A 23,616-nucleotide genomic window follows, 5' to 3' on the forward strand; every position below is an offset into this window, starting at 1 on the left:
TTCGCCGGCGGCAAATCCATCGTCGACGAAAAAGCCGCCCAGTCCGCCGTCACCGAAATCCTCGACTGAAACCATCCGGCACCTTGCCGACCAAATCGGCACCTCACCGACAACCGCCCCGCTGGGACCACCTCAGCGGGGCGTCCGCGTCCTCACTCATCGGCATCTTCAACGCCGCATCCGTCGGCAATTTCAGCGTCGCCCAACAGACCGGGGGCGCCGCCAAGCCGTCCCGGCCGCCACTCCTTTCAGGCAGGGACCACAGTGTCCGGCCAGTGGCGGCACGGCTGTTTCGCCTTGGATCACCTTGTGTTTACCGCCGTTGACGCAGTGACAGGTGAGGCGATAGCTTGTTCGATGTTCGTGGGATCCGTATCCGGCGTCACCTCCGCGCACTGACCATGCGAGGAGCGACATAAGGGGGGCCTGCACCAATGCCATGCGTAAATAAGCCAGGCGCGGCAAACATTTTCTTCCAGGTGCTCCCTTCTCCCGCCGCTAGCGTGCGAAACACCTAGCAGCATCTCCTGCTCCACGCTTTTCCAGCGACCGCTGATGTGCGTGACGCAGCACGCCCTTGAGTGCCTTCCCTACGCCTGCAAATCCCGACGTGTGAACAGGTTTGACGGATGACGCAGACGCGTCAAAACGACCTCGGCGCAGCGTCGCGATCCGAGCACCTACCCATGTGAGTGCCCGGCCCTCGATCGTTCCGGGCTGCCTCTGGAGGATAAATCTTGACTAGAAAATCACTCGCGAGCGTACGGCTATTGCTAGCCGTTGCAGTCGTGTGGAGCATGCTGCTTGCAGGCATAGCGCAGGCGTCACCTGTTTTACCGGAGACGATTCAGAATCCCGCTAAAGCCGAGAGCGTACGTGGTCCAAAGCCAGCCAAAGCCCAGAAGGCAATGAGCCTCAAGCAACGCCGGGCACAAGCAGCCAGAGACAGAAAGTCTGCCATACTCGCACATCCTCCCGGAATAAAGAGGGAGCGAGCACACGAGAAGTCCAAATCTTCCGCAGCTGTGGTCGTGCCGTATCAGGCGGAAATCTACCACACTAGGCTCTATTCCCGCGGAGTACTCGTCGGAGAAAGCCGCTCATTCCCGAGGCCCGTGACGCTATTCGATGGCTTCATTCCACGAGATGGCGACAAACTCACCCTGAAGACTGAAGTATATTACGACAAGGAAGGTGACGGCCCACCCGAGGACGACGGGCGGCAAAATGTCGAAGTGCGCATGGCAATCTACTGTGCATCCAATCTGTGGCAATCAGACCCGAAAACGGTAGCGGCCCCCTCCTACAAGTACGGACCCTACTGGCCAGACTTGGGTGGAGCAGAAGGAAACGGAGCCCCGGTCTCCTTCGATTTCGATTACCACGAAAAATTTTGCATCGATGGAGTGAAGCAGTACGAGCAACACCATCCCAACATACCTTATAGCGGCGCTACATGGTTCGGGATATCGATAATCGGCAAAGACCCTGCCGGCAATTGGCCGGAATTCACATGGGGCAACGGTGACACGATCAACGGCGCCGGCTTGGCAACTGTGCCGACTGATCAGACATTTGGCGCTTCCTGCGGATCGAATTCGGCAAGTGTCGCGAACTGCCAGAACCGAATTGGTGGAGTGAATACCGCAACAGGAGCCTACAGCACCTCTGCTGTCGACGCGGAACTCGCCAGCGAAATGCCGTTCGGTCTCAGCAGGAGTTATTCATCAAACAATAAGACTTCAGGAATTCTTGGCTCTGGGTGGACCGCCGGGTGGGATACGTCTCTGTCCACCAGCGGTGCGGGAGATGTCACATTTCACTCGGAGGACGGATCGAGCTACGCCTTCGAGAAGACGGCATCGGGCGATTTCGAGGCGCCTCCGTCTGTTCACTCGACTCTCAGCTCCACTGCGAGTGGCTATTCGCTGAAAACTACTGACGGACGGACGCTGAGCTACGACTCCGCTGGACGCGCCCTTGCAATCAAGGATAAGCAAGGGCGGCAAGTCACCTATACACGTAATGGTGATGGGCGGCTGGATTCACTGACGAACTCGACCGGACGTCAATCTGACTTCTCCTACGACAGCGATGGAAAACTCTCCCAGATAGCACTGTCCGACGGCCGTCATATCAAATTCGAGCACAGCGGTGGGCGGCTCACGAACGTCACCGGTGTCGATGGCAGATCGATTGCATACGAGTACGACTCGAACGGTCTCCTTGACACCGTGACCGGCCCGGGTGGCGCCGTGATGCTGCACAACACGTATGACAGCAAGGGACGTGTGGCAGATCAGACCAACGCGTTGGGCAGCACGGCTCAATTCTCATACAAAGATGGCGAGACAGACGTCAAGGAACCCGACGGAGGAATTTGGACTGACATATACAGCGGGAATGTACTACTCGCTCAGTATGACCCTTTCGGCAATAAGACCTCCTACGCCTACAGCTTCAGACTTGACCCGGTATCGGTCACCGATGCCCTCGGCAACACCAAAACCACAAGCATCGACCGGCTAGGTCGAGTAGTGGAATTCAAAACACCCACTACTACACGGCGCTGGAGCTATCAGGCCAACGGAGATCTCAGCACTTACTACAACGGAAACAATAAGTCGAGTTCCTACAAGTACGACACGTCTCACCACCTCTCAACCTCGACAGATCCGCTCGGAAAGACAACGTCCTACACCTACACTGCGGGCGGCCAACCAGAGACCCGTACTAACCCGCTCGGCAAAGTGACACGATACGGCTACGACTCGGCGGGAAATCAGACCTCGGTAACGCAGCCCGATGGATCACGTCTGACGCGAGCCTTTGACGCAAGTGGCCGAGTCACGAGCATCGTTGATGAACGCGGAAATGAGCCTGGCGCCGACCCATCCAAGTTCCAGACGGCCTACCGCTACGACGATGCGGGTCGGGTCACTGCAAAGACAGACGCCGCTGGAAATACCACGAAATACGAGTACGACGCCGCAGGAAACCTGGCAACGGTGACCGATGCCGCGACCAAGGCCACAAATTTCACCTACAACGCCGCGAATCTCCTGACCGAGGCGAAGGACCCGGCCGGTCACTCTGTGTGGACGACGTACGACCTTCTGGGAAACGTGGCCTCGCGCACGGATGCAACGGGCGCGAAGACGACCTACACCTACGACAAGGCCGGCCGTCTGCTCACCATGACATCCCCTCGAGGCAACATCTCGGGTGCAGATGCCTCGAAGTTCACCTGGAAGTACGGCTACGACAAGGTCGGCAACCAGACCACGGTCACCGACCCGCTCGGCAATACCACCAAGACCGAGTACGACGCCGACTACAGGCCCGTCGCCGTCACCGACCCGCTCGGGCACGTTCAGAGGACGGAGTACGACGACGAGGGCAACGTCACCAAGACCATCGACGCGCTCGGCAAGGCCGCCAGCAACACCTACGACGCCAACAACCAGCTCCTGACCGCAACCGACCGAGGCGGAAAGGCGATCACTTACACCTACGACGACGCGGGAAACCTCGCCTCCACAACGACACCACGGGGCAGCAAGACCACCTACGGCTACGACGACAATGGTCGACTGACCACCACGGTGGAGCCGCGCGGCAACGCATCCGGCGCCGATCCTGCCCAATACACCTGGTCCACCGCCTACGACGCGGCCGGCCACGTCCGCAGTCAGAGCAACCCCTACGGGACCAAGCTCGTCACCTACTCCTACGACGGAGACGGCCGTCTTTCCGACCAGACGGACGCACTAGGCAACACGACTGCCTACGAGTACGACGAACTGGGCCGCCTGAGCAAGGTCACAGCCCCGGATCATGGCACCACCAACCTCGGCTACGACACGGCAGGCAACCTGACCTCCCGTAAAGACGCCAACGACCACACCACCAGGTACGCCTACGACGACAGTGGCCGCCTCCTGAAGATCACGGACCCACTCAGCCGGTCCACCTCCTACGGCTACGACGCCAACGGCAACCGCACGAGCACCACGAACGCCAGAGGGCAGAAGCTCACCAGCAGCTACGACGCCCGCAACCTGCTCACGCAGACCACCTACTCCGACGGCACCGCGACCGCCGCCTATACCTACGATGCGGCTGGACAGCCCAAGACCATCAAGGACGGCACCGGCACCCGCACCCTCACCTACGACGACGAGGGGCGGCCGCTGACCATCACCTCGCCCGGGGCCACCAACCCGTTCAAGTACGCCTACAACGACAACGGCACCCTGAAGAGCCGCACCTACCCCGATGGCCGGGCCACCAGCTACAGCTACGACGGTGATGGCCATGTGCTCGGCCAGACTGCTGGCGGCAAGACCACCAACTACACCTGGGACGCCGCTGGCAACCTGCTGACCAGCAAACTGCCCACCACCACCGCCGTCACCGAAGCCCGCACCTACGATCGTGCCGGACAGCTCGCCTCAGTCTCCCAGGGCACCGGCGCCCGCTTCGTCGACCGCGACGCCAACGGCCGCGTCACCAAGGAGTACTTCAAGGACGCCAGCACGACCGGCCTCGCCGACCACTACGCCTACGACCCGGCCGGCCGGCTGACCCGCGCCTGCACCGACACCTCAGCCACCGACTCGTGCCTGACCAACAGCAGCGGCAGCACGTACAACTACGACCAGGTCGGCAACCTCACCAGCAGTTCGACTCCGACGAGCACCCGTAACAACACCTACGACGACGCCGATCAACTCACCCGCCGCGTCGAAGGCACCACCACCGTCGACTACACCTACGACGCCGACGGCAACCTCACCAAAGACGCAAGCGGCACCTACGTCTCCGACCCCGCCGGCCACCTCAAATCCGCCACACTCGGCACAGACACCTACGCGTTCGTCAACGACGCCGACGGCAATCGCACCACGACCAAGAAGAACAACGCTCTGTGGCGGACCACTCTGTGGGATCTCGCCGGCCCCCTGCCTCAGATCGCTACCGAGACCAACAGCAGCGGCGCGCTCATCGCCGACTACCAGTACAACCCCGACGGTGCCGCAGAGGCGCAAAACCGGTCCGCCGGCATCTTCTACATGCTCCACGACCGCCAGAACTCCATAACCGCGGTTCACGACTCGGCCGGCAAGGAGACCTACACCTACGGCTACAGTGCCTGGGGCGTCTCCACCGGAAAGGCCAGCACAACCGACGGTCAGAGCAGCATCTTCGGCTACACCGGCCAATACAGAGACCCGGCCCTCACCAGCCGCCTGTACCTCCGCGACCGCAGCTACGACCCTGGCAACCGGCGCTTCACCACCCCAGACCCTGCACCTGCAGATAACGGCAGCCCGAACCTGTCGACCTACACCTACGCCAACAACGACCCCATCAACCAGGACGATCCTTCGGGCCGCTGTGCCATCTGCGTGAGCGCCGGCATCGGAGCCGTCGTCGGCGCCGCGGTTGAGGGCGGCATCTACGGCTGGCAGCACCGCAATGGTGGCTTCACCTGGGGCGGCTTCGCCACTGCTACCGGAGAGGGTGCAGTGACTGGGGCCTTCGCGGGCGCCCTCATGCCCGGGGCTGGAAATGCCGCCGCCCGCGCGTTTGGCCTAAATGGAGGGCGCGCCCTCGCAACCTCGACCGCCGTCAACGCAGGTGTCGGAGCTGGCTTCTCCTGGGGGGTAAACCAGGTCCACTGCCAGCCCACCACTCCATGGGACCTGTTGTTCGGCGCCGCCGGGGGCGCAGTCAGCAGCCTCGCCGGCCCAGCCTTCGACTGGCTCAGGGGGAAGTTCACCCCCAGGACGACTCCCCCCCGGTTCGGTCCCGGGGCAGCCCACGCCGACGACCCCGCCGTTGCACCGGTCAACACGCCGGGGCCGCATCTGGCGCTCGGCCTCCGTGACATCCGCGGTGGTGAGCGAGGCATCCTGCAGAAGTTCGCCACGGAAAAGGGAGCAGTGCTCTACAACGATCCCATCTTCAATCTTCCAGGGGGCGGGGCCACAATGACGCCGAAGATGGTGCAGGACATGATCGACCTGGTGGTCACCAAGAACGGGCAAATCTCGTTCAACATGCAGGGCATCCAGGGAGTCGACCAAATGCTGGCAGATTCACCCACATACATCGGCCAGTCGGTGACAGCTCATGAACTCCGGTACGTGTGCGGAAACAAGGCCGCGCGCGCCATCACCACGTTTTACAACGGCGAGGCGCCCTGCTGAACCGAAGAGTGCCGCCCTCCGAGGCTATCGGAGGGCGGCATCGCCCTTTAACTTGACCAGACTTAACAACACCAAGGATCATAAAGTCATGAGAAGTCGTGAAGAAGAGTGGAACGTCCTTCTGGAAGAGTTCAAGCCACCGCAGCCGCCCGACAGTTTGGCCACCGAAGAGATGCGGGAGTTGATCTCGGCGGCGTCCGAGAACCCTACATTGAGATCGCTCTACCCTGCCGTGTCAATGTGGTCGCTGACATTTTCTGAGGCCGACTTGCTGCAAGATGTCGAGGATGCATTGCCAGCGATCTCTGCGGCTGACGGAGAATACCGGGTCCTTGCGTGGCCGCACACGAAAGACATATGCCTTTTCCTTACAAGTGACCCCGCTGAGGCGGTAGAATTCACAGCCGAATGGATAGCCAATCGGGAGTCCTCGGGCTAATGGGAATTGAGGAGACTCGCACTGCCTCGATGACTACCCAGTGCGACCGGCGGCCTGGTGGCGTGTACTTCAGCCCCACAGCTTGTGGGTGGAATTCTTCGCCCAGTCCACCCGCTCGGGGTGCGGTCCATGGGGCGCGCACGGGAAGTTCGGGTTAGCCCGGCACTTGGGGCGGGTGACCTCCTTCGCAGGCCAGATCCGCGCCGCCGAGCCGGCGGTCTCCTGCTGCTGCCGCTCTGCCCTGCGCGGCCGAGGAGGCCGGCCTTTGGCCGGACAGGGGACCGGCCGCCCGTGGGCAGGGGCGGCCGCCGTACTCAGCCAACGCTGCTGACAAAACAGGGCGACGGCCAGCCTGCCCGGGCATGACAATGGCCTGTTAACCGCCAGGGAGACGTGCTGGCTGTATGTGCCGTGCCCCGGTCACGGCCCCTGATCGGCTGCCAGCCGAAGGATGTCCCCGCACGTAAGCGCCGTCTCCGGGGAGCGTTCCGCGAGAATGTTCAGGGCGTGGCGCACTTCCCTGCTCAGTTGGAAGAGCCGGCGGCTGGACTGCTGACCCTGGTAGGCATACAGACGAAAGACGGCAACGGCCTGCCCGTCACAACTGTCGGTGAACGTCTCCGGGAGCCCAGCGAGTAGCTCGACGTCGCTTTTGCCCGTCGCCGCGTCGGCGACCGTTCTCAGTGGCAGCGCATCGAATTCTGCGGCGGGTGTGGGAGTAAGGGCGGCGGCATAGGCGGCGAGGGCCGTGAAGACCTCGATCAGCCCCTCGCCTTCCGCCGTACTGATGCCCCAGATCCGCAGGTTCTCGTGTCGCCGCGTCCGACGCCATGGCTCCTGGTCCACCAGCGGCAGTAGAACGCGTCCCAGGTGTGCGCACAGACGCCACAGCGTGTCGTGCTCCGAGGTCATGCCGTTCCCTTCAACAGCGTACGGACAACCTGCACACGAAAATCAGCTGCGCCATTGCCCCTCCCATGTTCTGCTACGCGCAGGGCACGTATAGGACGGGGCTGTTCCCCGAACCGCCGGCCGGGGCTCCGTTCGGCGCCACGAATGTCCCGATGGTCGTCGTGCGCCAGGCAACTTTCGGGTCACCGGGGTGATTCACGCAGTCGGATCCCGCGGTCGAGGACCGCAGCGGCGGCGCGCACTTGGACTGACGGGCGGTCCCTGCCGTCATCCACCTGTTCGAGAAGTCGTTGTAGAACTCGAGGTCCACCTCGCTGGTACATGCCACCGGGCCGCCCGAGCACGTCCTGATTCCCCCGGTACCCGTCATCCGAGAGCCGCTGTGGTTGGGCTTGGACGCATAGAAGTCGCAGCTCACTGTCGCCTCAGGGCTCATACCCGGCGCAGTCACCGTGAATTCAGGCGGCTCCGGATTCGGCGGCGGCTCCGCCAACGCCGTCGGAGCACCGGTGGCGACCAACGCCACGCCGGCGACGAGAACGCTCGCAATGACCCTTAATCGCATGAAAGATCTTCCCCTCGTAGCACAGCCCAACTACTCCCAGTCGGGTCGTTTTAGGCAGAGATCAGACCGTAGGTGTGGAACACGCGCTACAGAAGTGTCTATCGGCCAAGATGTCCCTCCTGCCTCATGAGACAGTCCGGGCGACATCCCCCACGAGACGCTCAGCCCACCAGCGGCCCGCAGCCGCACCGGTGAGCACCGGCGCCCCGTTCTCGATGATCCGCTGCAGGAACCAGCCTCGCGGCGACATCGGCGCGGGAATGCTTGCCTCGCTAAAATACTCAGATCCACGGGACCGCTCCCAGCCGTCCGGTGAATTCAGCGCCGGGTGTGCCCAGCCCCTGCGCGAGCGACGGCTACCGGAACCACTCGTCCCGGTGGCCGTCGTCTTCCGGGAACTTCCCCACCACCGTCGTTCAGGCCTCGGAGGGTCCGTGTCCCTCTGTTCTAGCGGCATGCCCCAAGGCGTACTGGATAACGGCCCGCGCTCATCCCACATTCCTGACCCGGCCGGGACGGCCGCCGCCGCTTCCGCTTGCGCCTCTCCACGCAGCGGCAGAGCACCTGTCCGGGTGAGTCTGCGCATCACAGCGAGCCATGTGCGTCGGGCGGGACGTTGTGCTGGGCGTGAGCAGCTGCACGTGCGACTTCGGCGTCATCACCGGACCGGCAGGAATGGCGGCCGGCTTCCTGCACCGCTTGCAGGCCCGGGACGCCAGCGGGAGAAGGCCTCCGCGTGACGACGGGACCTGCCGGAATGTGCTGGACATCCTGTCCGGCTGCCTCAAGGGCAGCGGACCGGTGCCGTTCGAGTTCGCCCACTGGTCCGATGAACTGGGTGTGCCCGTCGCGCGCCTTCGTGAGGTGGTCACATGGCTCGTCGAGCACGAGTTCCTGGCGCTGGACGGAGACGTGGACGGCATCGCCCGCCTGTGGGTGAACCCGTCGGTGGCCTTCCCGCCGTGGACGGACCCGAGGACCGTCGCCGCCCGCTACCGCTTCCCCTACATCACGACAGCCCCCACAGGCATGGCCGCCGAGCAGCCCGTGATCATCCATCCGTACGACGAGGCGGAATGGGACGGGGTGTACCAGCAGCACCTGCACATGATCGAGGACCCTGTCTGCTTCTCCTCTACGGGCTGCGCACTCCACGACGGATAGCAGGGCGAGTTCACCGGTCTTGTACTCCCTTGCCCGCGTACGGTGGGCCCGCCGCCGCGCATCATCCGGCGCGCGATGGTGGTCAGGACACGGAAGCGGGAGGAATGAGCAGGATGACGCAGGCCACGGTGAGCGAGCTGGACGAGCGGGTGCCGGGGCGCCGCTGGACGGTGCGTCTGGACGCCGCCAGCCGGGGCAGCGCGGCAGTGCGCATCTCGTGCAGCCGCCCCGCCTGCGCCGAGCAGCGTCTTCCATCCGCAGCCGCCGGCCGTGCGGCCGCAGTTGCCCACCTCAAGGCCCATCTGCGCGCCGCCCCCGCCCCCAGGGCCGGGGCGTACTGCGCATGCCGGGCCGCCGGCTGCCACACCCATCTGCCCGACACCGGCAGGCACGCGCGTGCCGAACCCTGGCGGTGCGGCGGGCCGGTCGTCCTGGCCGTGATCACCGACCGCGAAAGACGCTGGTGGCAGGCCCTGGAATGCTGCTCGCGGTGCGCGGCCGCCACCCCCGGAGCGAAGACCGCCGCCACCTCCCAAGCCCCCGAGACCGCCGACCGCCCGAACACCCCCGCAGCCACAGCCGCCGAGACCGGCGCGAGCGCGCCGCCGTTCTCCCACCCTGGAGAGGCCACAGCCGGTCCGGTTCCGGCTCCCCGCTCCGCGCCGGTGCGGCGCCGTCCGCAGCAGGCGAAGATCGCCCAGCGGATCATCCCCCACAACTTGCGGCCCGTCGCCCTGCGCGACGAGCTCATCGAACTCGGTGACCTCTTCCGCGCATACCAGCAACGCAGCGAGCCCGACCTTGCGCTCCTCGCCGACCTCCAGGAGCGCAAGGCACGGGCCTTCACCACCTGGGCCGATGTCAGCGGCATCATGAGCCTGCGGCTGGAGGCCCGGCGCGCCGAGCAGGCCGCCACCGCCGCCCGCCTCCAGCACCAGCAGCGCACCGGCGGCATCACCAGTGGCGACGGGCCAGCCGTGACCCGGCTGCTGACTGTGGCGACGCAGTGGGACCACGCGCGCTCTGTCCTCGCGCACGTGGCCGACCACAGCCCGCTGCCCGGCCCGGAGGCACGGCTGCTCGTGCTGATGCTGACCCTGCGCACCGCGCACACCGGCACCGGCAACCTCGTCGGGCAGGACATCACCACGCTGGGCCTGACCGACCCCGAGGACCTGGTCGAAAAGCTGACCGGCTGTGGCTGGCTCACCCTGCCCGGCACCGCTGGCGACCTGCTTTCCTCCCGGCCGGAGAACCCCACCGCCATCACTGTCCCGACCCTGGTGCCCCGCGGGGACGGCCCGAGCCCGTTCACGTTCGGCAAGAAGATGCGTACCAAACTCTCCGGCTGGGCCCAGAAGATCGTCTCGGACAAGAAGCTCCGCAAGGCCAAAGCCCCTGCAGGCACCCGGCTGCTCGCCGTGACACTGGCCACCCAGACCATCCCGTCGGGACGCCTCGGACCCGGCGGCCAGGGCCTCGCCCTGAACACTCTCGCCGCCTGGGTCCCGGTCGATTCCGGCGAACTGCCACACCTGGTCGACCAGCTGACGGCAGCGGACTGGCTAACCGAAGCCACGCTCGCCGACACCCATCTCACCGGGCAACTGAGCGAACGCATCCTCCCACTCAGCTGCCCCCTCCCCGGCCCGGCCCGGCAGGTCAGGCCGGATACCGAACCCGTCCGAGACCAGCAGGATCAGGCAGGACGACTGCCGTAGCCGGACGTTCGCACCCCGACGAGAGAGAAGGTTGCCCATGCCCGGTCCGGACCTGCCGCCGGCGGCGGCACCCATGACGGCGGAAGCGCTGCTCAGCCGATGGCCCACCGGCGTGCAGAAGGTGGAACTGGTCCACGGCGTGCTCATCTTCACAGGGCGCTTCGACGAACGGGACCTGGACACGGCCCGGCGCGCCTACCCCGGCCGCCGCGCCGTCCTCAACACCGATGGCGGCCTGGAAGTCCATCCGGCCGGGCGTGAAGCCCCCACCCCGCTCGTGAACTGACTGCACAGACGTGCGCGAGGCCAGGCTCCCGGTCCTGCCCCGGGCCACCTGGCCTCACGTCTTGCAAAAGCTCACGACTCCCGACGTCTTCCTCCAGGCTACGTCGCTCAGCCCGTTAGCTGGCGGGGGCGGGCTACGACGACACCATCAAAGACGGCGTCAGGTGCGTGCGATGGCCGCTTTCCCGCTCACAGGGGTGAGGGGGCTGTCGATGGTGAACGCAGGAAGACGGCTCATACTGCGTCCTTCCAGCCAGGCGTTGAAAACCGCGACGATCAGGCAGAACTGCTGGTGCGGCGAAGGCCGGGCCGGCGCCTTCTGGGCTGCCATGCCATGGATACGCTCCCGGAGCAGGTACACAGGATCTGTGGCCGTCAGCCCCGTCCCGTCCGTGATCCTGACGAAGAACTCGTCAGCAAGTGCCGGATAGCTCGGGTCAGCCCGAGCGATGTGCCACCACACGCAGCCGAGGGTCGGCAGCCCTACGGCTCCCTTGAACTTGCGGTAGGCCGACCGGGACACGCTGACGCAGTCCCGCAGCATGGGGTTCGCGTCGATGAAGTCAGTGAGTTCGTAGCCCGAGAGGCAGTCACGGCCACCACCGTGTTTCCGCACCGTCTTCTCCTCCTGGAGCCGGTACACCCAGCGGGCGATCGTCTCCAGCTTTGTCGCATTGCTCTCCCCCCGCAGCGCCAGCGTCTCGTGAACCTTGCGGGCCCGGCCCGTGTCCGTGTACTGCTGCGCGTCGAAGTCGATGCCGACGGCGACACCCATGATGAAGGACTGCCCCGAGTCGACGATCGCGGCCAGCCGGTGTTGGCCGTCGATGATCAGGGCCCACGCGTAGTCCGGGTGATGGCCGAACTTGAGGGTGTCGCCTGTGGTGACGAACCGCTTGGCCTGCATGGCTTTGGCGTGCCGGGCCCGGGCCAGCGGGACCATCTTGCGATTGTGCAGGTTGCGCTCTCTGAGCAGGACCTCCGCCATGCGGGGAGTAACGGTCACGAACGCAATGTCCGGCGCACGGCTGTCCAGCCGGATTTCGCCCCCGCCCTGCCGTGGCAACACCAGAAGGGTCGGCCGCCGCATCTGAGAAACGGGCGCTTCTCCGGTCTTGCTCACTGTCGCCGTCTTCATCCTCGATCCCCTGCATTCCTCAGTCCGGGGCCGCAGCTTGACGGCCTTGCAGGGATAACGCTCACGCCTTGTAATCGCTTCGGCCGCACTAGACAAAGGGTGAATCTTCCGTCGATGCGTGACCTGCCAGGCCCCGAACGCCGGGGCCAGACAAGGCTGGCGTCAAACCGGCACAGACACTCACAGCCGTTCGGAAGTCACTGAACCGGGTCATTGTGATGGCGGCCGCACACTCACCGGGACACGGGCTGGTGTTAGCGGTGACCCGCGCGCTGCTGGCTATCGCAATGCCCCTGATGACGGCGAGCCGCTGCGCCCCGGCAAGGACACCGGCGACTGCCGTGGGGTCCTCGCTTCGCCCCCGGCTGTGCCGCCGTCGCTAAGCCGATGGGAGAGGAGGTCAGGCCGGGTTCAGGGGAGTGATGCCGGTGCCTGTGTACAGCTCGGGTTCCAGCGACAGGACAGTGAGCGGTTCTCCTGCCTTCACGGCCTGCCAGGCGATCGCCGCCGCGTGTGCCACCGGCCAGTCGACGTTTGTCCACTCCATCGCATCCACCGCGTGCGCTGCGGTGAACGGCACGTTCTCCGCGAACCGCAGGGACGCCGCATGCTTGCCCGCACCGGCGACCTGCCGTTCTGCGGCCAGCATGGACAGCGACGGGACGATGACCCGGCCGGTGCCCCGCGAGGCCTCGATGTAGAGGCCGGTGAAGAAGGGATCTGCACGGAACAGGGCGGCCAGAGCAGTATGGTCCAGGACGGCCGTCAGGTTCATGCGGCGGCGCCGCCCTGATGGGCGCGGATCTTCGCCCAGGCGTCCTGGCCGGCCTGCTGGACTTGCTCGGTGTACTCGATGCCGAGCTCACGGGCAGCCTCCACAGCCCGTTGCTCCCGCTCGGCCGCCGTGAGTTCGCGGGCGGCGAGCTCTTCCAGTAGCTCCGTGATCGTGGTGCCGCGCTCGTCAGCGAGGATGCGCAGCCGGTCACGCACTTCCTCGCTGGTCTTGATGCTGGTCGGCTTGCTCATAACGTCGATTCTACCGCCGGTAGACATGGTGGTCGACTTCGGTCGGCTCGGTTCCGGCGGGCCGCAGGGTGGCCCTACGCGTGGATGGCGCGGTGCCTCTCCCGGTGTGGCGTCTGAGTGGATGCGGGCCTCATGCGGCAAGGGCGATGATCCCGGCCTCGGTTAGTTCGACCATGTCACCGCGTTCCCCGTTGGCCGGGACGACGACGCGGACGAGGCCTTGCTGCCAGAGGTGAAGGGATGCGCGGTGCCACTCGATCTGGCGCAGCAGCCACTCTTCGTGGCCGGGATGGTGTTCGTTCATGCCCGGTGCCGGCGGACTCAGCTCGTGGAAGAAGTCGGACATCACTACCGGCTCGGGGAACTTGGCAATCAGCGTCAGCAGTGCGCGCTCATCGGTGCTCAAGGCCATGCGTTCAGGCTAGAGCGGTTGCCGAACGTACTCAGCTGATCTGAGGCTGCACCGATGGCGTGTCGTTGGCCATGTCGATGTTCGCCGCTGTGGTGTCCACGGCAGTGACTGGGCTGTCCGTGTGGTGTGCGCGAACCGGCGGTGTTCCTGCGAAGTTACGCAGGACATGGCACGTAAACGCAATGATTCCGCCCAGCGGCGAGCCCGGGAGGCCGCGCGCCGGGCGGCGGCTTCCGAACGGATCGGTCCGCAGCCCAAACACACACCGCGTCCGCGTAAGCCGGCGGCGCTGTACGACCTCGAACCACCCGGCGCCTTCTACCGCGAGTGGGCTCGGCCGACCGTTCCCCAGGGCATGAAGGGTGTCCGCCCGATCGATGTTGTGGAGGCCCATTTCGGCCCTGCCTCCGGCGAAGCCAACACGATGAGGACTCTCCTGCAGTACGCAGAGATCTACGGCAAGCAGATCCCCGTGGACGCAGCGCGGCATCTGGAGACTGCGGCACGTCTGTCCGGCATGGCCGCCGATGCGGCTGCTGCCCAGAACATCACCGAGGACGAAGCCGTTGAATCGCTGCACTCCCTGCACTCCCAGGGGTTCTTGCTCGTTGACGATGACGGTTCGGTGTGGCTGACGGTCCCACCCGGCACGCCGTACTCAGCCCCCGACGGCGGGTGGGCGTTCGTGGAGCAGCGCATCGAAGCACCGAAGGAGGCTGTTGCCGCTCTGGACTCTGACTGACGCCGCCCGCCGCGGTGCTCGGCTCGACCAGCGCTGGCCTCGTCAGGACAGAGCCGTGGCGGGCACCTCCACAGGTGGCGGTCGCTCCCCACGCGTAAGGGGCTGGGCATCGACGGCGGCTGCACCCATCATCTTCGGTGGCTGCGGCCCTCGATGTGACGGTTGAGGATGTCCCGCCGTGCCTGGTGGGATCCGGCGGGCAGAGCGCACTCGGCATCCGGCTTGGCTACGAGTGAGCCTTCTTCAATCGGGTGTATTCCTTGGCAAGTTCGACCCGTGAGCGGTGCGGGCCGCCCAACGTGGTGCACCGCTGCTCGGGTTCCTGGCCGCAGTCGGGGCAGGTCACCTCGTACACCCGCCACGGCCGCCGCAACCGTTGCTGGTCCCTGCGTTCGTCGATGATCGGCTTCAGCCGCTCGTCGTGCGGCACCCGCCGCATCTCACCGGGCGTGGTGTCGACGGCGCATTGCTGGCCGCTGTCCGCCCCGCAGCGCGGGCAGCGCCTCTCCAGCCACCTCTTCCGGGTAACTTGCCGATGGAGTTGCGGAAGCGGCTTCCCTTGTCCGGGCTGGAGAGGACCTGCGGTGTGACGTACCCGCTCCCTCCAGGCCTCGACCTTTGCTCGACGATGCGGCCCGATACTGCCGGCCTCACTCGCTGCCCGGAGCAGCTCACGGACCTTGATCCGCAGTACGTCCGGGTTTGGGTCGGGGGGAAGTTGGTCAAGGTCGTCGAGGAGGGTGTTCAGGCGCTGGCTCCTGGCCGCCGCGATGGCGTTGAGGCAGCTGTCAGCCGCGTCGATCACGCGGCTCTCCTCCTCTGAACAGGCTACTTTGGCGGCCGTTTTAGCATGCCGCAACAGCTTCTTGACCTTCCCGGCCCGCTTCTCAGCCACCGCCTGTTCCAGGCTGGCGAACAGCCCCCTGCGGGCCCCGACTTCCTTCTCGATCCAGAGGAGGCCGGAGCGCAGGGCGGCATCCAGCTGCTCCTGCAGCCGCGGGCTCACGCCGGCGAGTTCCGGCATCTCGCGGCACACCGAATCCGCCAGGGCGATGGACTCGGTCCGGCGGGCGTAGAGCAGCTTGCGCAGCAGCTCCCGCGCCCGGGTGTCCTGTGCCGTCTCCGTGTTCTGCCCCGGCGTCCACTTCGCGGGCGCCGCCGCGCTGCGGTCCTGGATGATCCGCTGGACCGCCGGCGTCGACAGCCCGCGCTCCGTCACCTCGCACTCCTCCAGGGCGAACCACTCGGTGGGCCGCGCGAAGGCCTCGGTACCGATCCGCACCCGCCTACTCGTTCCCTGACTGTCCAGGCGGATCCGGTGCACGTACCAACGCCGGATCAGTGTGTCCCGGTCGACCGGGATGCCCAGGCCGAGCACCGGCTCCAGGCCGTCGTCCCACACCGGCGCCACCGACCGGTCCAGGTGCACCCGCAGCGCGCCATGCCGCCAGCGCACATCCACGACGGACCCGATCGGTGCACCTTCCATGCGGGTGTACTCGAACGTGGCCTGCTCCCCGCGGCTGGCGAGCCAGGCCGCGGCCGCCGACCGCACATAGAGGTGGTCTGCGCTGTCCACGCCGCTGGCGCGGCGCCCGCACACATGCGGCAGCCCGTCCGGATCCGGGTGATGGGCGAAATGACAGGCCCGGTCCGTGTACAGCTTCGTGGTCAACTGCCCGCCGCAGCCGCCAAGCAGAATCCCGCACCAGAAGGTGTCGTCCTCATGAGCGCGGCGGAATGCATCCAGTTCGATCGCTTCCATCGGCAGCATCAACGGCTCATCCGAGTCCGCCCCGCCGAGCACCGCCGTCTGAATTCGTCGCCTGTCCGTGCGCACAAACTCCCCCATCCCATCCTGCCAACACATCGTGTCACCAGCGGAGTTCACCAACCAGATCGCCTCTCGGCTCGACTCAGGCCGTACGCCCCATCTGTGATGCCCTCGCCGCCCCGCCGATCACGCCGTCCGTGGCCTGTCCCTTCCGGGCAGCGCGCTCGGCCCGGGCCCGGCGCAGTGCGGCCGCCTCGGTGGCCGCCGCCTGGCGGCGGCGCTCCAGGCGCACCTGCTCGATCGAGGTCGGCACATCGTCCGTGACGACATTTGGCTCGGGGAAGGCCCGGCGGCTCAGCTCCCGCATCGCGGCGGTCTGCCGCTCCACCGCCTCCGCGATGCCCGGCTCCACGCGGGAGGGCCGGGCCACCTCCTGGTGCGCGGCGAGCGCGCGGCGGTAGCCGTCCGAGGCGGTCTCACGAGTACGCGGCGGCCCGGCGGGCGCGGCCGAGGGCTCCGGATCGACGTCGGCCGGCTCGGGCACCGCCACCGCGCCGGGCGCCAGGATCCGCAGGGACCGGACGACCGTCCGACCCGCCGACGCGTTGGCGGCCGCGACGATGCGGGTCCGCTCCAGCCGGGCCTTCGTCGCCCAGGCCGCCGACTCCGGGCACACGGTGAGCCGGCCGGAGTCGGCGTCGTACGACATGGCGGCGACGTGCCCGGCGAGCTCGGGTGCGATGGCCTCCCACCGCGCGCGCAGCGAAGCGCCGGCGGCCGGAAGCTCCCAGGCCCGCTCGGTTACCAGCGCGCCGATCGCGGTACCCAGGCCCATCGGCTCGCGCCCGCCGCGCCGGACCACCCAGGTCGTGCGCGGCTTCTGCTGCGCCGTACGGCCGCCGCCGTTCTTCTGCGCCGCCACCTTGGCAGCGCGCAGTGCGACGCGGGCCAGGTCGACGCCACTGAGCTGTGGGTTCTCGGTCATCACGCGACCTCCCCGGCGAGCTCCTGGACGCGGTGGACACCGCAGACGCTGCGCGACGGCAGGGGCTTGCGCCCGCATGGCACGTCTCCGTCCCGGCCCGAGCAGGTCTCCGTCCCGGCCGGTGCGGTCGGCGCGGGCACGACGGCGGTGCCCAGCACGGCGGCCTCCTCCCGGCAGAGCTTGCACAGGCCGTCCTCGAGGGCGCGGCCGATCACGACGATCCGGGCGCCGCAGTTCCCGCAGGATCCACGCGGCGGACCCTCCGGCTCGCGCTGCGCCGGGACCGGGGCCGACGCGGGGTTGTGGATCGCGTCGTCCAGCACGCAGTCGACGCAGCGGCCGCCTGGGCCGGGACGGGTGCCGTGCTCGGGACACAGGCCCTGCTCGATGCGCTGGGCACGGCGCCGGGCGGCGGCCTTGTCCTGGACGATCTCGGCACACACCTCGCAGTCCTCGCCGGTCGACCACAGCACGCCGGCCTCGCAGTCCTGGTAGCCGCAGCCCCAGCGCGGCAGGGCCACACCCAGCAGCCAGCGACCCGGGTCGCGGATCTCCGAGAGCATCACCTTGGCGAACCGGACGGTCAGCCGGTGCTGCAGCCGTTCGGCGTCGGTGCCCTCGCGCAGCTGGCGGCCCACCTCACGAGCGATCTGCCGGGCGACGAAGTCACTGGTCACCCGCCCCAGCAGCAGGTGCACCGGCTCCAGCACGGCGTAGATGTGCGGGCTCATGGCCAGCCGCGGTCCGTCGTAAGACGACCGCGCGGACCCCCCGCCCCTGCTGCTGCGCTTTTCGGATTCCGGCTTCGAGAGGGAGGGCTGGCTGTTTCCACCCGCGCGAAGCGCGAGACCACCGCCGGCTTCCGTACGCGCAGCAGCGTCGGCCGGGTTTTCCGCAGCCCCAGCGCCCTCCACTACCAGTACCTCGCCTACGGCGGATGAGAAGAACGCGCGCTCGTCATCCGGTGAGTCAGTCCTAGGTGATTCCTCATTCGCGAGGGATCCCTCACCAACCGGCGAACCCGATCCCTCACCAACTTGGGAACTGACCGCCTCCTGAGAACCACTGGTCACAGCCGCCTCAGCAGCCCCAGCGACCGCCGCGCAGCCACCGTCCGGACGGGCCTCGGGAGCGATGTCGTGCGCGATGTACCGGTGACGACCCTGCGCCCCCGCACGCCGCTGCACCGTCACCCAGCGCGCCGCCTCCACCTCGTCCACCACCGCCGACGCCGCCGTCACCGAGATCGGCTGACCCGCCTTCTTGCCTGAGTGGTGGAGCAGACCAGCCGCCAGCTCCGCCTCCGTCAGCGCGATCCCCCGCGCCTGCGCATACGCGATCAACGCGAACGCGCGCAGCTGCCGGGGCGTGAGGTCCTCCGAGGCCGCCACCGGCAGCCACACGAACGCCTCCGTACGCGTCATCGCCCGCACCGCCCGCAACGCCGACGTACCCATACCACCCGGCAGCGTCCGACGATCCGAGAACAGCTCCACCACACCGTCCGGGCCAGGACGGCACAGCTGCGTCATCCCCCGCTCCACCGACGCCGTCGACAGCCCCAGATACGCGGCGATCGTCGTGGACTTCGCCTGGCACCCCTCCGGCCGCAGCCCGAGCGCCTTCACCTTCACGTACACCGACAACGCCACGTCCTGGTAGAACGGCGACCACACCAGCCGCATCGGCACACGCACCCGTCGCCGGCGAACTCGCGTTGCCCCGTTCAGCTCGGGCCGGACGCCCGCCCCGTCGCCTTCGATCGACGGGCGGGGGGCAGGGACCATCGCAGCGGCTGATGCCGCCACGCCGCTCACCGGGCCACCCCCGCGGCTGCATGAGCACGACAGACAGTGGCAAGCCGCGCATCTCCCTGCTTTAGAGCGGTCGTTACGGGATGAATCGGACTGTGAAATCCGTCAAGACGGGGCGTCACGGACGCGCAAACAGGCGTAAAACGGATGTATGTGGGCTGGCGAAAGCCCAACCTGTCGTGCAGAATGACGACGTCCTCCTTTTCTGAAGGTGGTCGTGCTGAAGCCCCTTTCGGGGGTGCTTCGGGTTCTGGTGAGAACCGAGATCGAACCGCTCGCAGCCGGCGGCAACCGGGGCGGGCAGCTCCTCCAAGAGGCGGGCAACCTCACGGAGAGCAGATGGGCGCTGCACCTGGTGACGGGCAATCACCAGGGACCGCAGCCCGGGGCGGCCGGAAGTCCTGCAGTGCAGGCGCCGCCCCCGGAGAACTACGTCATCCCGACCCCCTCAGTAGAGGGGCGCTCCGGGGTGTGCGCAGGCAACACGAACGCCCCGTCGAAGGGCCAGCAACCGGCATGGCTGCTGCCCCCACGGCGGGGTGCTGTGTGTCGGGTGACGGGTACGGGTACCCTGATCACGTCGGCACCTTCCTTCTCGCGAAAAGGGTGCTCGGCAGGCCCTGGGACCCCTCCTACAAGGTCCTTCGGCCACGTGGCCCCTCCCGGCTTGCCAAGGCCGGTCGACGGGGCCACTTTTTCTTTTTGATCAACGCTGCGGGTCACTGTACCGGTCCCGCCGAACTCAGCGCTGCCCCGGGGGGCACGTGTCGTACCGGCAAACCGCTGACGGCCCATCACTACAACACCCCTTTGCTGATTTCGTGCTTCACAGGGACCAACTGTGCTGATGACACGACAAGTGCAGATGATCCGAGCAGGAAGCGGCCTGGAATCCAAGAGGATGTTCACAAAGGGCCCCTCTGAATGCCGTGAGGCGGGAAACCACCTTCTTCCTGGGGCCTTGCTGTAGCCAATCTTGACGATGTCCGAGCCCGGCGATCCGACTACGTAGACCTGCCCCGGTACTCCACGCCCTGTTGTCACGGCCTGCTCCGTTCATCGAAGGTCAGCAAAGGCACGTCGTAGAGGTCGGGGTTCTTGGGCCGGGTCATCACGGGCGAGGTGACTTCGACTACGAGCATCTCCACAAGGAACTGCACCTGGGCGCTGAGCAGGTGGCTGGTGTGGCCGGTGGCCGAGCGGGCCTTCTCTCCGAGGGAGGTGTGGATGTGCGGCAGGACCGTGTCAGTGTCAGTGTCGTACGCGAGCGTTCCGCAGCCCATTGCCTCCACGCCGGTCAGGTGGACCTTGCTCCACACGGGAGCGTCGGGGTTCTCCAGCTTCTCGCAAGCGCCGACGATCTTGGCTTCGGCGAAGCCAGCGATGAACATGGGGATGTAGCCGTGCTTCACGCCGTTCTGGCGGCAGAAGTCGGCGAGCGTGGGAAAGAAGTCGTCGCCGTGGTCGAAGGTCACGCCGAAGGTCCGGCCGGTGGTGAGCTCGTAGCTGCGCAAGATGAAATCCCGGGGCTGTGAGGACGGTTACGAAAGGGCGTTGAAGACCTGAGTGATCTGTTCCTTGTCGGTGCCAGTCATCAGTAGCAGGTGCAGCAGGATGCGTGCCTTGACCGGGTCCAGGGTGCTGCCGGAGATCAGTCCTCGGGCGAGCAGGTCGGATTCGGAGCCGGGGAAGCCGTAGGTCTGCCGCAGAACGGGACCGGATCCGGTGCGCGTGGCCAGGATGATGGGCATGCGCTTGGCGAGGTCGGTGAGGGCGTCTACGCATGCCATCGGGACGTGGCCGGCCCCGAACGCCGCGACTACTAGGCCGTCGACGTGGTCGCCGAGGGCCTGGAGGAGAGTTCCGTCGTCTCCGATACCGACCGTGAAGACGGTGGTGCGGACAGAAGTGGCGGCGCGGTGGCGGTCGATCGTCGGGGCCGCGTTGGGGCGGGCCAGGATCCGGACGCGGTCTTCCGCGACGTAGCCGATCGGCCCGGGGTACGAGGTGAAAGCTGTGGGACTTGTGGCGTGAGTCTTGCGAACCCAACGGGCAGCGTGGATCTCCTCGCCGAACACCACCACACAGCCCGTGCCTCGTGCTTCGGTGCTGGCTGCGGTGTGGATCGCGGCCAGCACGTTAGCGGGGCCGTCCGCTCCCGCCATGCTCGCGTTGCGCATGGCGCCGGTGACCACGATCGGCATGTCCCCGGTGGTGACGAGGTCCAGCAGGTACGCGGTCTCCTCGATCGTGTCCGTCCCCTGAGTGACGACCACGCCGTCGACCGCGAGCGTCTCGATCGTCGCGGCGAGCTCGAACAGGTCGGAGAAGGACAGCGAGGCGCCGGGCAGACGGCGGAAGTCGTGCACTTCGACCTTGATGCCGGTGTTGACGAGACCCGGTACGGCTGCGACGAGGTCGTCGGCCGACAGCGTCGGCGTCGCGCCGCCGTCGGTCTGCGCGGTCATCGCGATGGTGCCGCCTAGTGAGATCACTGCGACGCGGCGGGCGTTGTCGGCCATGGCCTCTTTCCCCTTCATGAACAGGCAGGTGGTGGTGCGGGATCAGTGATCGGCCGGAAGCGATGCCACGTACGCGCATGCGGCATCGACGCCGGATGCGGAGACCAGCCGACTGCGGGGCTGGACCAGCCCAGACGATCCGTACCGGGCGAGCTGGCTGCACCGCTGGATCAACCAGGGCCACGGCAGATCGAGGTACTGCGCCAGAGCCCGCAGCCGTCCGGCAGCCGTCGGCGCCGAAGTGAGCGAGTCCGCGTCGACGTCGCGCGCGGCGATCGTGAACTCGCGGACGACCGAGGCCCGGGCAGTCAGGTCGACGTGCCACATGCCATCCCCGCGGACCCAGTTCGCGATCACCGCTTCCTTGTCGGGCGCAACCACGAAACCCTCCACAGCCTCGTACGCGGGATCGGACGTGAACTGCGCGTGGATCCCGAGCGACTCCATCAACGCCACGGCCAGGAACAGCAGGATCCGCTCGTACCTTAAAGACGAGCGGACCACCTCCTCCGGGATGCAGAAGGCCCGAGTGCTCGTACTGCCGAGCGCCTTCGTGGTCTCCCGTAGATACGGGTACTTGTGATCGAAGATCAGCCAGGCGCTTGCCTCCTCACCGCGCTGCTCCCGCGTCCAGAACGCGGGCAGCGCCGGGAGCTTCGGCAGCGCCTTGAGGATGTGGCGGGCGCAGAAGTCCGAGCCTAGCCACATGTGGGCCACCCCATTCAGACCGGGCGCCGCCTCCCGGCTGACCGCAGAGGAGGACAGCCGCTCATACGCCTTGAGATCACTGCGCGTCTCAAAAAGCGCCTGGTCATCGGCCTGGAGAGCGTCGTCGTAATTGCTGACGGCCCACAGGATGCCGTAGGTGAGATCGTCCAGCTCGTACGCGGCGGGCGCGGCGACCTCATACACACCGCCATTCCGCGCGAGCTTGCCACGGGCTGCGCGCCCGTCCAGGACGTAGAACTGCGAGACGTCGTCGGTGCTGACCGCTCCGACCAGCAGGCTCCGGTGCGGTCGGGACAGGAACTCCTCCACACGCCGCTGATCGGGGATGGACACGATCACCCGGCTCCCCTCGATGCGTGCGGGGTGGACCTGCAGGGAGAGCTGGGAGCCGAGCATGGACCGACCACCCGGCAGCAGGGCCTGCCAGTCCACCCCGAAGTCCGGGACAGGCCGCGACAGCCGGAGCCCGGACCAGTTTTCGGAGGCAGTTGTCGCGAACCCGAAGGGATCCTCAGCCGGGCTGGCCACCGCGGCCGCCGGCGCGGGGAGGCCAGCCATCGCCGCCGTGCCGATTCCCACGCCGGCGCGCAACAGCGCGCGTCGATCGAGTGCCACGAGCACCACCGTTCCATCGTCGAGACGTCGAGGGACGAAGATCCCCTCACTGTCCGACGCTGCCGCCTGGGACAGGGCCATGGCCAGGCCTGACGATGTATCGGATACATGGAGCACTGGATCGGATACATGCCCGGGTCCGGTGACACCCCGGTCGATCTCCTGCCACAGCTCGGTCAGGAGCCCGCCGGCGCCCAGCGCCTGGTCGATGAGCTCGACCTCGCTCCGGTCTTTCGGGGGCCGATCGCCGTTCTCCCATCGCTGCACCTTGGAGTGCGAAACGAAGGTCTTGGCGGCGAGGTTCCGCATGGACATGCTGCGCGCCTCGCGCAGCTCCCGGATCATGTAACCGAGACGGTGCTGGGGCGACTGATCTGGCATCAGCACATTGGGCCGCTGCCCCATTTTGGGCCCCCTCCATGTATCCAAATCCCTGTATCCGTCCGACGGATACAGGCCAGACGTAGAAACCGTCGAAGATCACGCTTACACCTGGAGGGCCAGATTCCATCAGAGGGCCGCTCCAGGAAGGCGAAATGCATCAACTTCTGCAATCTC

General features: G+C 66.7%; 18 protein-coding genes. 7 read left to right on the plus strand and 11 right to left on the minus strand.

The window, feature by feature from the left end:
• Positions 1-1,115: 1,115 nt before the first annotated feature.
• Both ACF08B_RS37870 and ACF08B_RS37875 read left to right on the plus strand, forming a co-directional pair.
• On the plus strand, positions 1,116-6,215 hold the full coding sequence (locus ACF08B_RS37870; RefSeq protein ID WP_392321577.1) for a DUF6531 domain-containing protein: 5,100 nt from the start codon (positions 1,116-1,118) through the stop codon (positions 6,213-6,215).
• Between the two features lie 88 nt (positions 6,216-6,303).
• Positions 6,304-6,654 (plus strand): DUF6193 family natural product biosynthesis protein, encoded by a 351-nt coding sequence (locus ACF08B_RS37875; protein WP_392321578.1) that lies wholly within the window; start codon positions 6,304-6,306, stop codon positions 6,652-6,654.
• Positions 6,655-7,074: 420 nt separating this feature from the next.
• On the opposite strand, the gene ACF08B_RS37880 is transcribed toward ACF08B_RS37875, so the two are convergent.
• Positions 7,075-7,566 carry a hypothetical protein gene (locus ACF08B_RS37880; protein ID WP_392321579.1) on the minus strand — a complete coding sequence of 164 codons (492 nt, stop codon included), beginning with the start codon at positions 7,564-7,566 and terminating at the stop codon, positions 7,075-7,077.
• 1,192 nt (positions 7,567-8,758) lie between these two features.
• Between ACF08B_RS37880 and ACF08B_RS37885 the strand changes: the two genes are divergently transcribed.
• The 3 genes from ACF08B_RS37885 to ACF08B_RS37895 all read left to right on the plus strand — a co-directional run bounded on the left by ACF08B_RS37885 (position 8,759) and on the right by ACF08B_RS37895 (position 11,302).
• On the plus strand, positions 8,759-9,295 hold the full coding sequence (locus ACF08B_RS37885) for a hypothetical protein (RefSeq protein WP_392321580.1): 537 nt from the start codon (positions 8,759-8,761) through the stop codon (positions 9,293-9,295).
• A 113-nt stretch (positions 9,296-9,408) separates the two neighbouring features.
• On the plus strand, positions 9,409-11,016 hold the full coding sequence (locus tag ACF08B_RS37890; RefSeq protein WP_392321581.1) for a hypothetical protein: 1,608 nt from the start codon (positions 9,409-9,411) through the stop codon (positions 11,014-11,016).
• A 37-nt stretch (positions 11,017-11,053) separates the two neighbouring features.
• Positions 11,054-11,302 carry a hypothetical protein gene (locus tag ACF08B_RS37895; RefSeq protein WP_392321582.1) on the plus strand — a complete coding sequence of 83 codons (249 nt, stop codon included), beginning with the start codon at positions 11,054-11,056 and terminating at the stop codon, positions 11,300-11,302.
• Positions 11,303-11,461: 159 nt separating this feature from the next.
• Here the strand turns inward: ACF08B_RS37895 and ACF08B_RS37900 are convergent, their stop codons facing one another.
• The 4 genes from ACF08B_RS37900 to ACF08B_RS37915 all read right to left on the minus strand — a co-directional run bounded on the left by ACF08B_RS37900 (position 11,462) and on the right by ACF08B_RS37915 (position 13,877).
• A complete protein-coding gene (locus tag ACF08B_RS37900) occupies positions 11,462-12,439 on the minus strand; it encodes a hypothetical protein (RefSeq protein ID WP_392321583.1) in 978 nt (325 codons plus the stop codon).
• A gap of 400 nt (positions 12,440-12,839) precedes the next feature.
• Positions 12,840-13,214 carry a PIN domain-containing protein gene (locus ACF08B_RS37905; RefSeq protein ID WP_392321584.1) on the minus strand — a complete coding sequence of 125 codons (375 nt, stop codon included), beginning with the start codon at positions 13,212-13,214 and terminating at the stop codon, positions 12,840-12,842.
• Positions 13,211-13,465: a hypothetical protein gene (locus tag ACF08B_RS37910; RefSeq protein WP_392321585.1), complete on the minus strand. Its 255-nt coding sequence runs from the start codon at positions 13,463-13,465 to the stop codon at positions 13,211-13,213. Before ACF08B_RS37910 ends, ACF08B_RS37905 begins: the two co-directional genes overlap by 4 nt.
• A 130-nt stretch (positions 13,466-13,595) precedes the next feature.
• Positions 13,596-13,877: a hypothetical protein gene (locus ACF08B_RS37915; RefSeq protein WP_392321586.1), complete on the minus strand. Its 282-nt coding sequence runs from the start codon at positions 13,875-13,877 to the stop codon at positions 13,596-13,598.
• A gap of 166 nt (positions 13,878-14,043) precedes the next feature.
• Here ACF08B_RS37915 and ACF08B_RS37920 point away from each other — a divergent pair, with 166 nt between their 5' ends.
• Positions 14,044-14,619, plus strand: coding sequence for a hypothetical protein (locus ACF08B_RS37920; RefSeq protein ID WP_392321587.1), 576 nt, complete (start codon positions 14,044-14,046; stop codon positions 14,617-14,619).
• A 226-nt stretch (positions 14,620-14,845) separates the two neighbouring features.
• Here ACF08B_RS37920 and ACF08B_RS37925 read toward each other — a convergent pair whose 3' ends face one another.
• The 3 genes from ACF08B_RS37925 to ACF08B_RS37935 form a co-directional block, all read right to left on the minus strand.
• Positions 14,846-16,471 carry a hypothetical protein gene (locus tag ACF08B_RS37925; protein WP_392321588.1) on the minus strand — a complete coding sequence of 542 codons (1,626 nt, stop codon included), beginning with the start codon at positions 16,469-16,471 and terminating at the stop codon, positions 14,846-14,848.
• A 64-nt stretch (positions 16,472-16,535) separates the two neighbouring features.
• Positions 16,536-17,378: a DciA family protein gene (locus ACF08B_RS37930; RefSeq protein WP_392321589.1), complete on the minus strand. Its 843-nt coding sequence runs from the start codon at positions 17,376-17,378 to the stop codon at positions 16,536-16,538.
• Positions 17,378-18,109 carry a hypothetical protein gene (locus ACF08B_RS37935; protein ID WP_392321590.1) on the minus strand — a complete coding sequence of 244 codons (732 nt, stop codon included), beginning with the start codon at positions 18,107-18,109 and terminating at the stop codon, positions 17,378-17,380. The genes ACF08B_RS37930 and ACF08B_RS37935 overlap by 1 nt, the downstream gene beginning before the upstream one ends.
• Positions 18,110-18,746: 637 nt before the next feature.
• On the opposite strand from ACF08B_RS37935, the gene ACF08B_RS37940 reads away from it, so the two are divergent.
• On the plus strand, positions 18,747-19,040 hold the full coding sequence (locus tag ACF08B_RS37940) for a hypothetical protein (RefSeq protein WP_392321591.1): 294 nt from the start codon (positions 18,747-18,749) through the stop codon (positions 19,038-19,040).
• A gap of 1,192 nt (positions 19,041-20,232) precedes the next feature.
• On the opposite strand, the gene ACF08B_RS37945 is transcribed toward ACF08B_RS37940, so the two are convergent.
• From ACF08B_RS37945 to ACF08B_RS37955, 3 genes are read right to left on the minus strand one after another with little or no spacing between them, the layout of a single operon-like run.
• The gene (locus tag ACF08B_RS37945) at positions 20,233-20,706 is read right to left on the minus strand and encodes a PPC domain-containing DNA-binding protein (protein ID WP_392321592.1); all 474 of its coding nucleotides are present in this window, start codon (positions 20,704-20,706) and stop codon (positions 20,233-20,235) included.
• 27 nt (positions 20,707-20,733) lie between these two features.
• Positions 20,734-21,714, minus strand: a complete 981-nt coding sequence (locus ACF08B_RS37950) for an asparaginase (RefSeq protein ID WP_392321593.1) — start codon at positions 21,712-21,714, stop codon at positions 20,734-20,736.
• A gap of 42 nt (positions 21,715-21,756) precedes the next feature.
• Entirely contained in the window at positions 21,757-23,463 is a 1,707-nt protein-coding gene (locus ACF08B_RS37955; protein ID WP_392321594.1) for a multiprotein-bridging factor 1 family protein, read from the minus strand.
• Positions 23,464-23,616: the final 153 nt, after the last annotated feature.

Origin of the sequence: Streptomyces sp. NPDC015139 (genome assembly GCF_043079785.1) — a bacterium.
GTDB lineage: Bacteria > Actinomycetota > Actinomycetes > Streptomycetales > Streptomycetaceae > Streptomyces > Streptomyces albidocamelliae.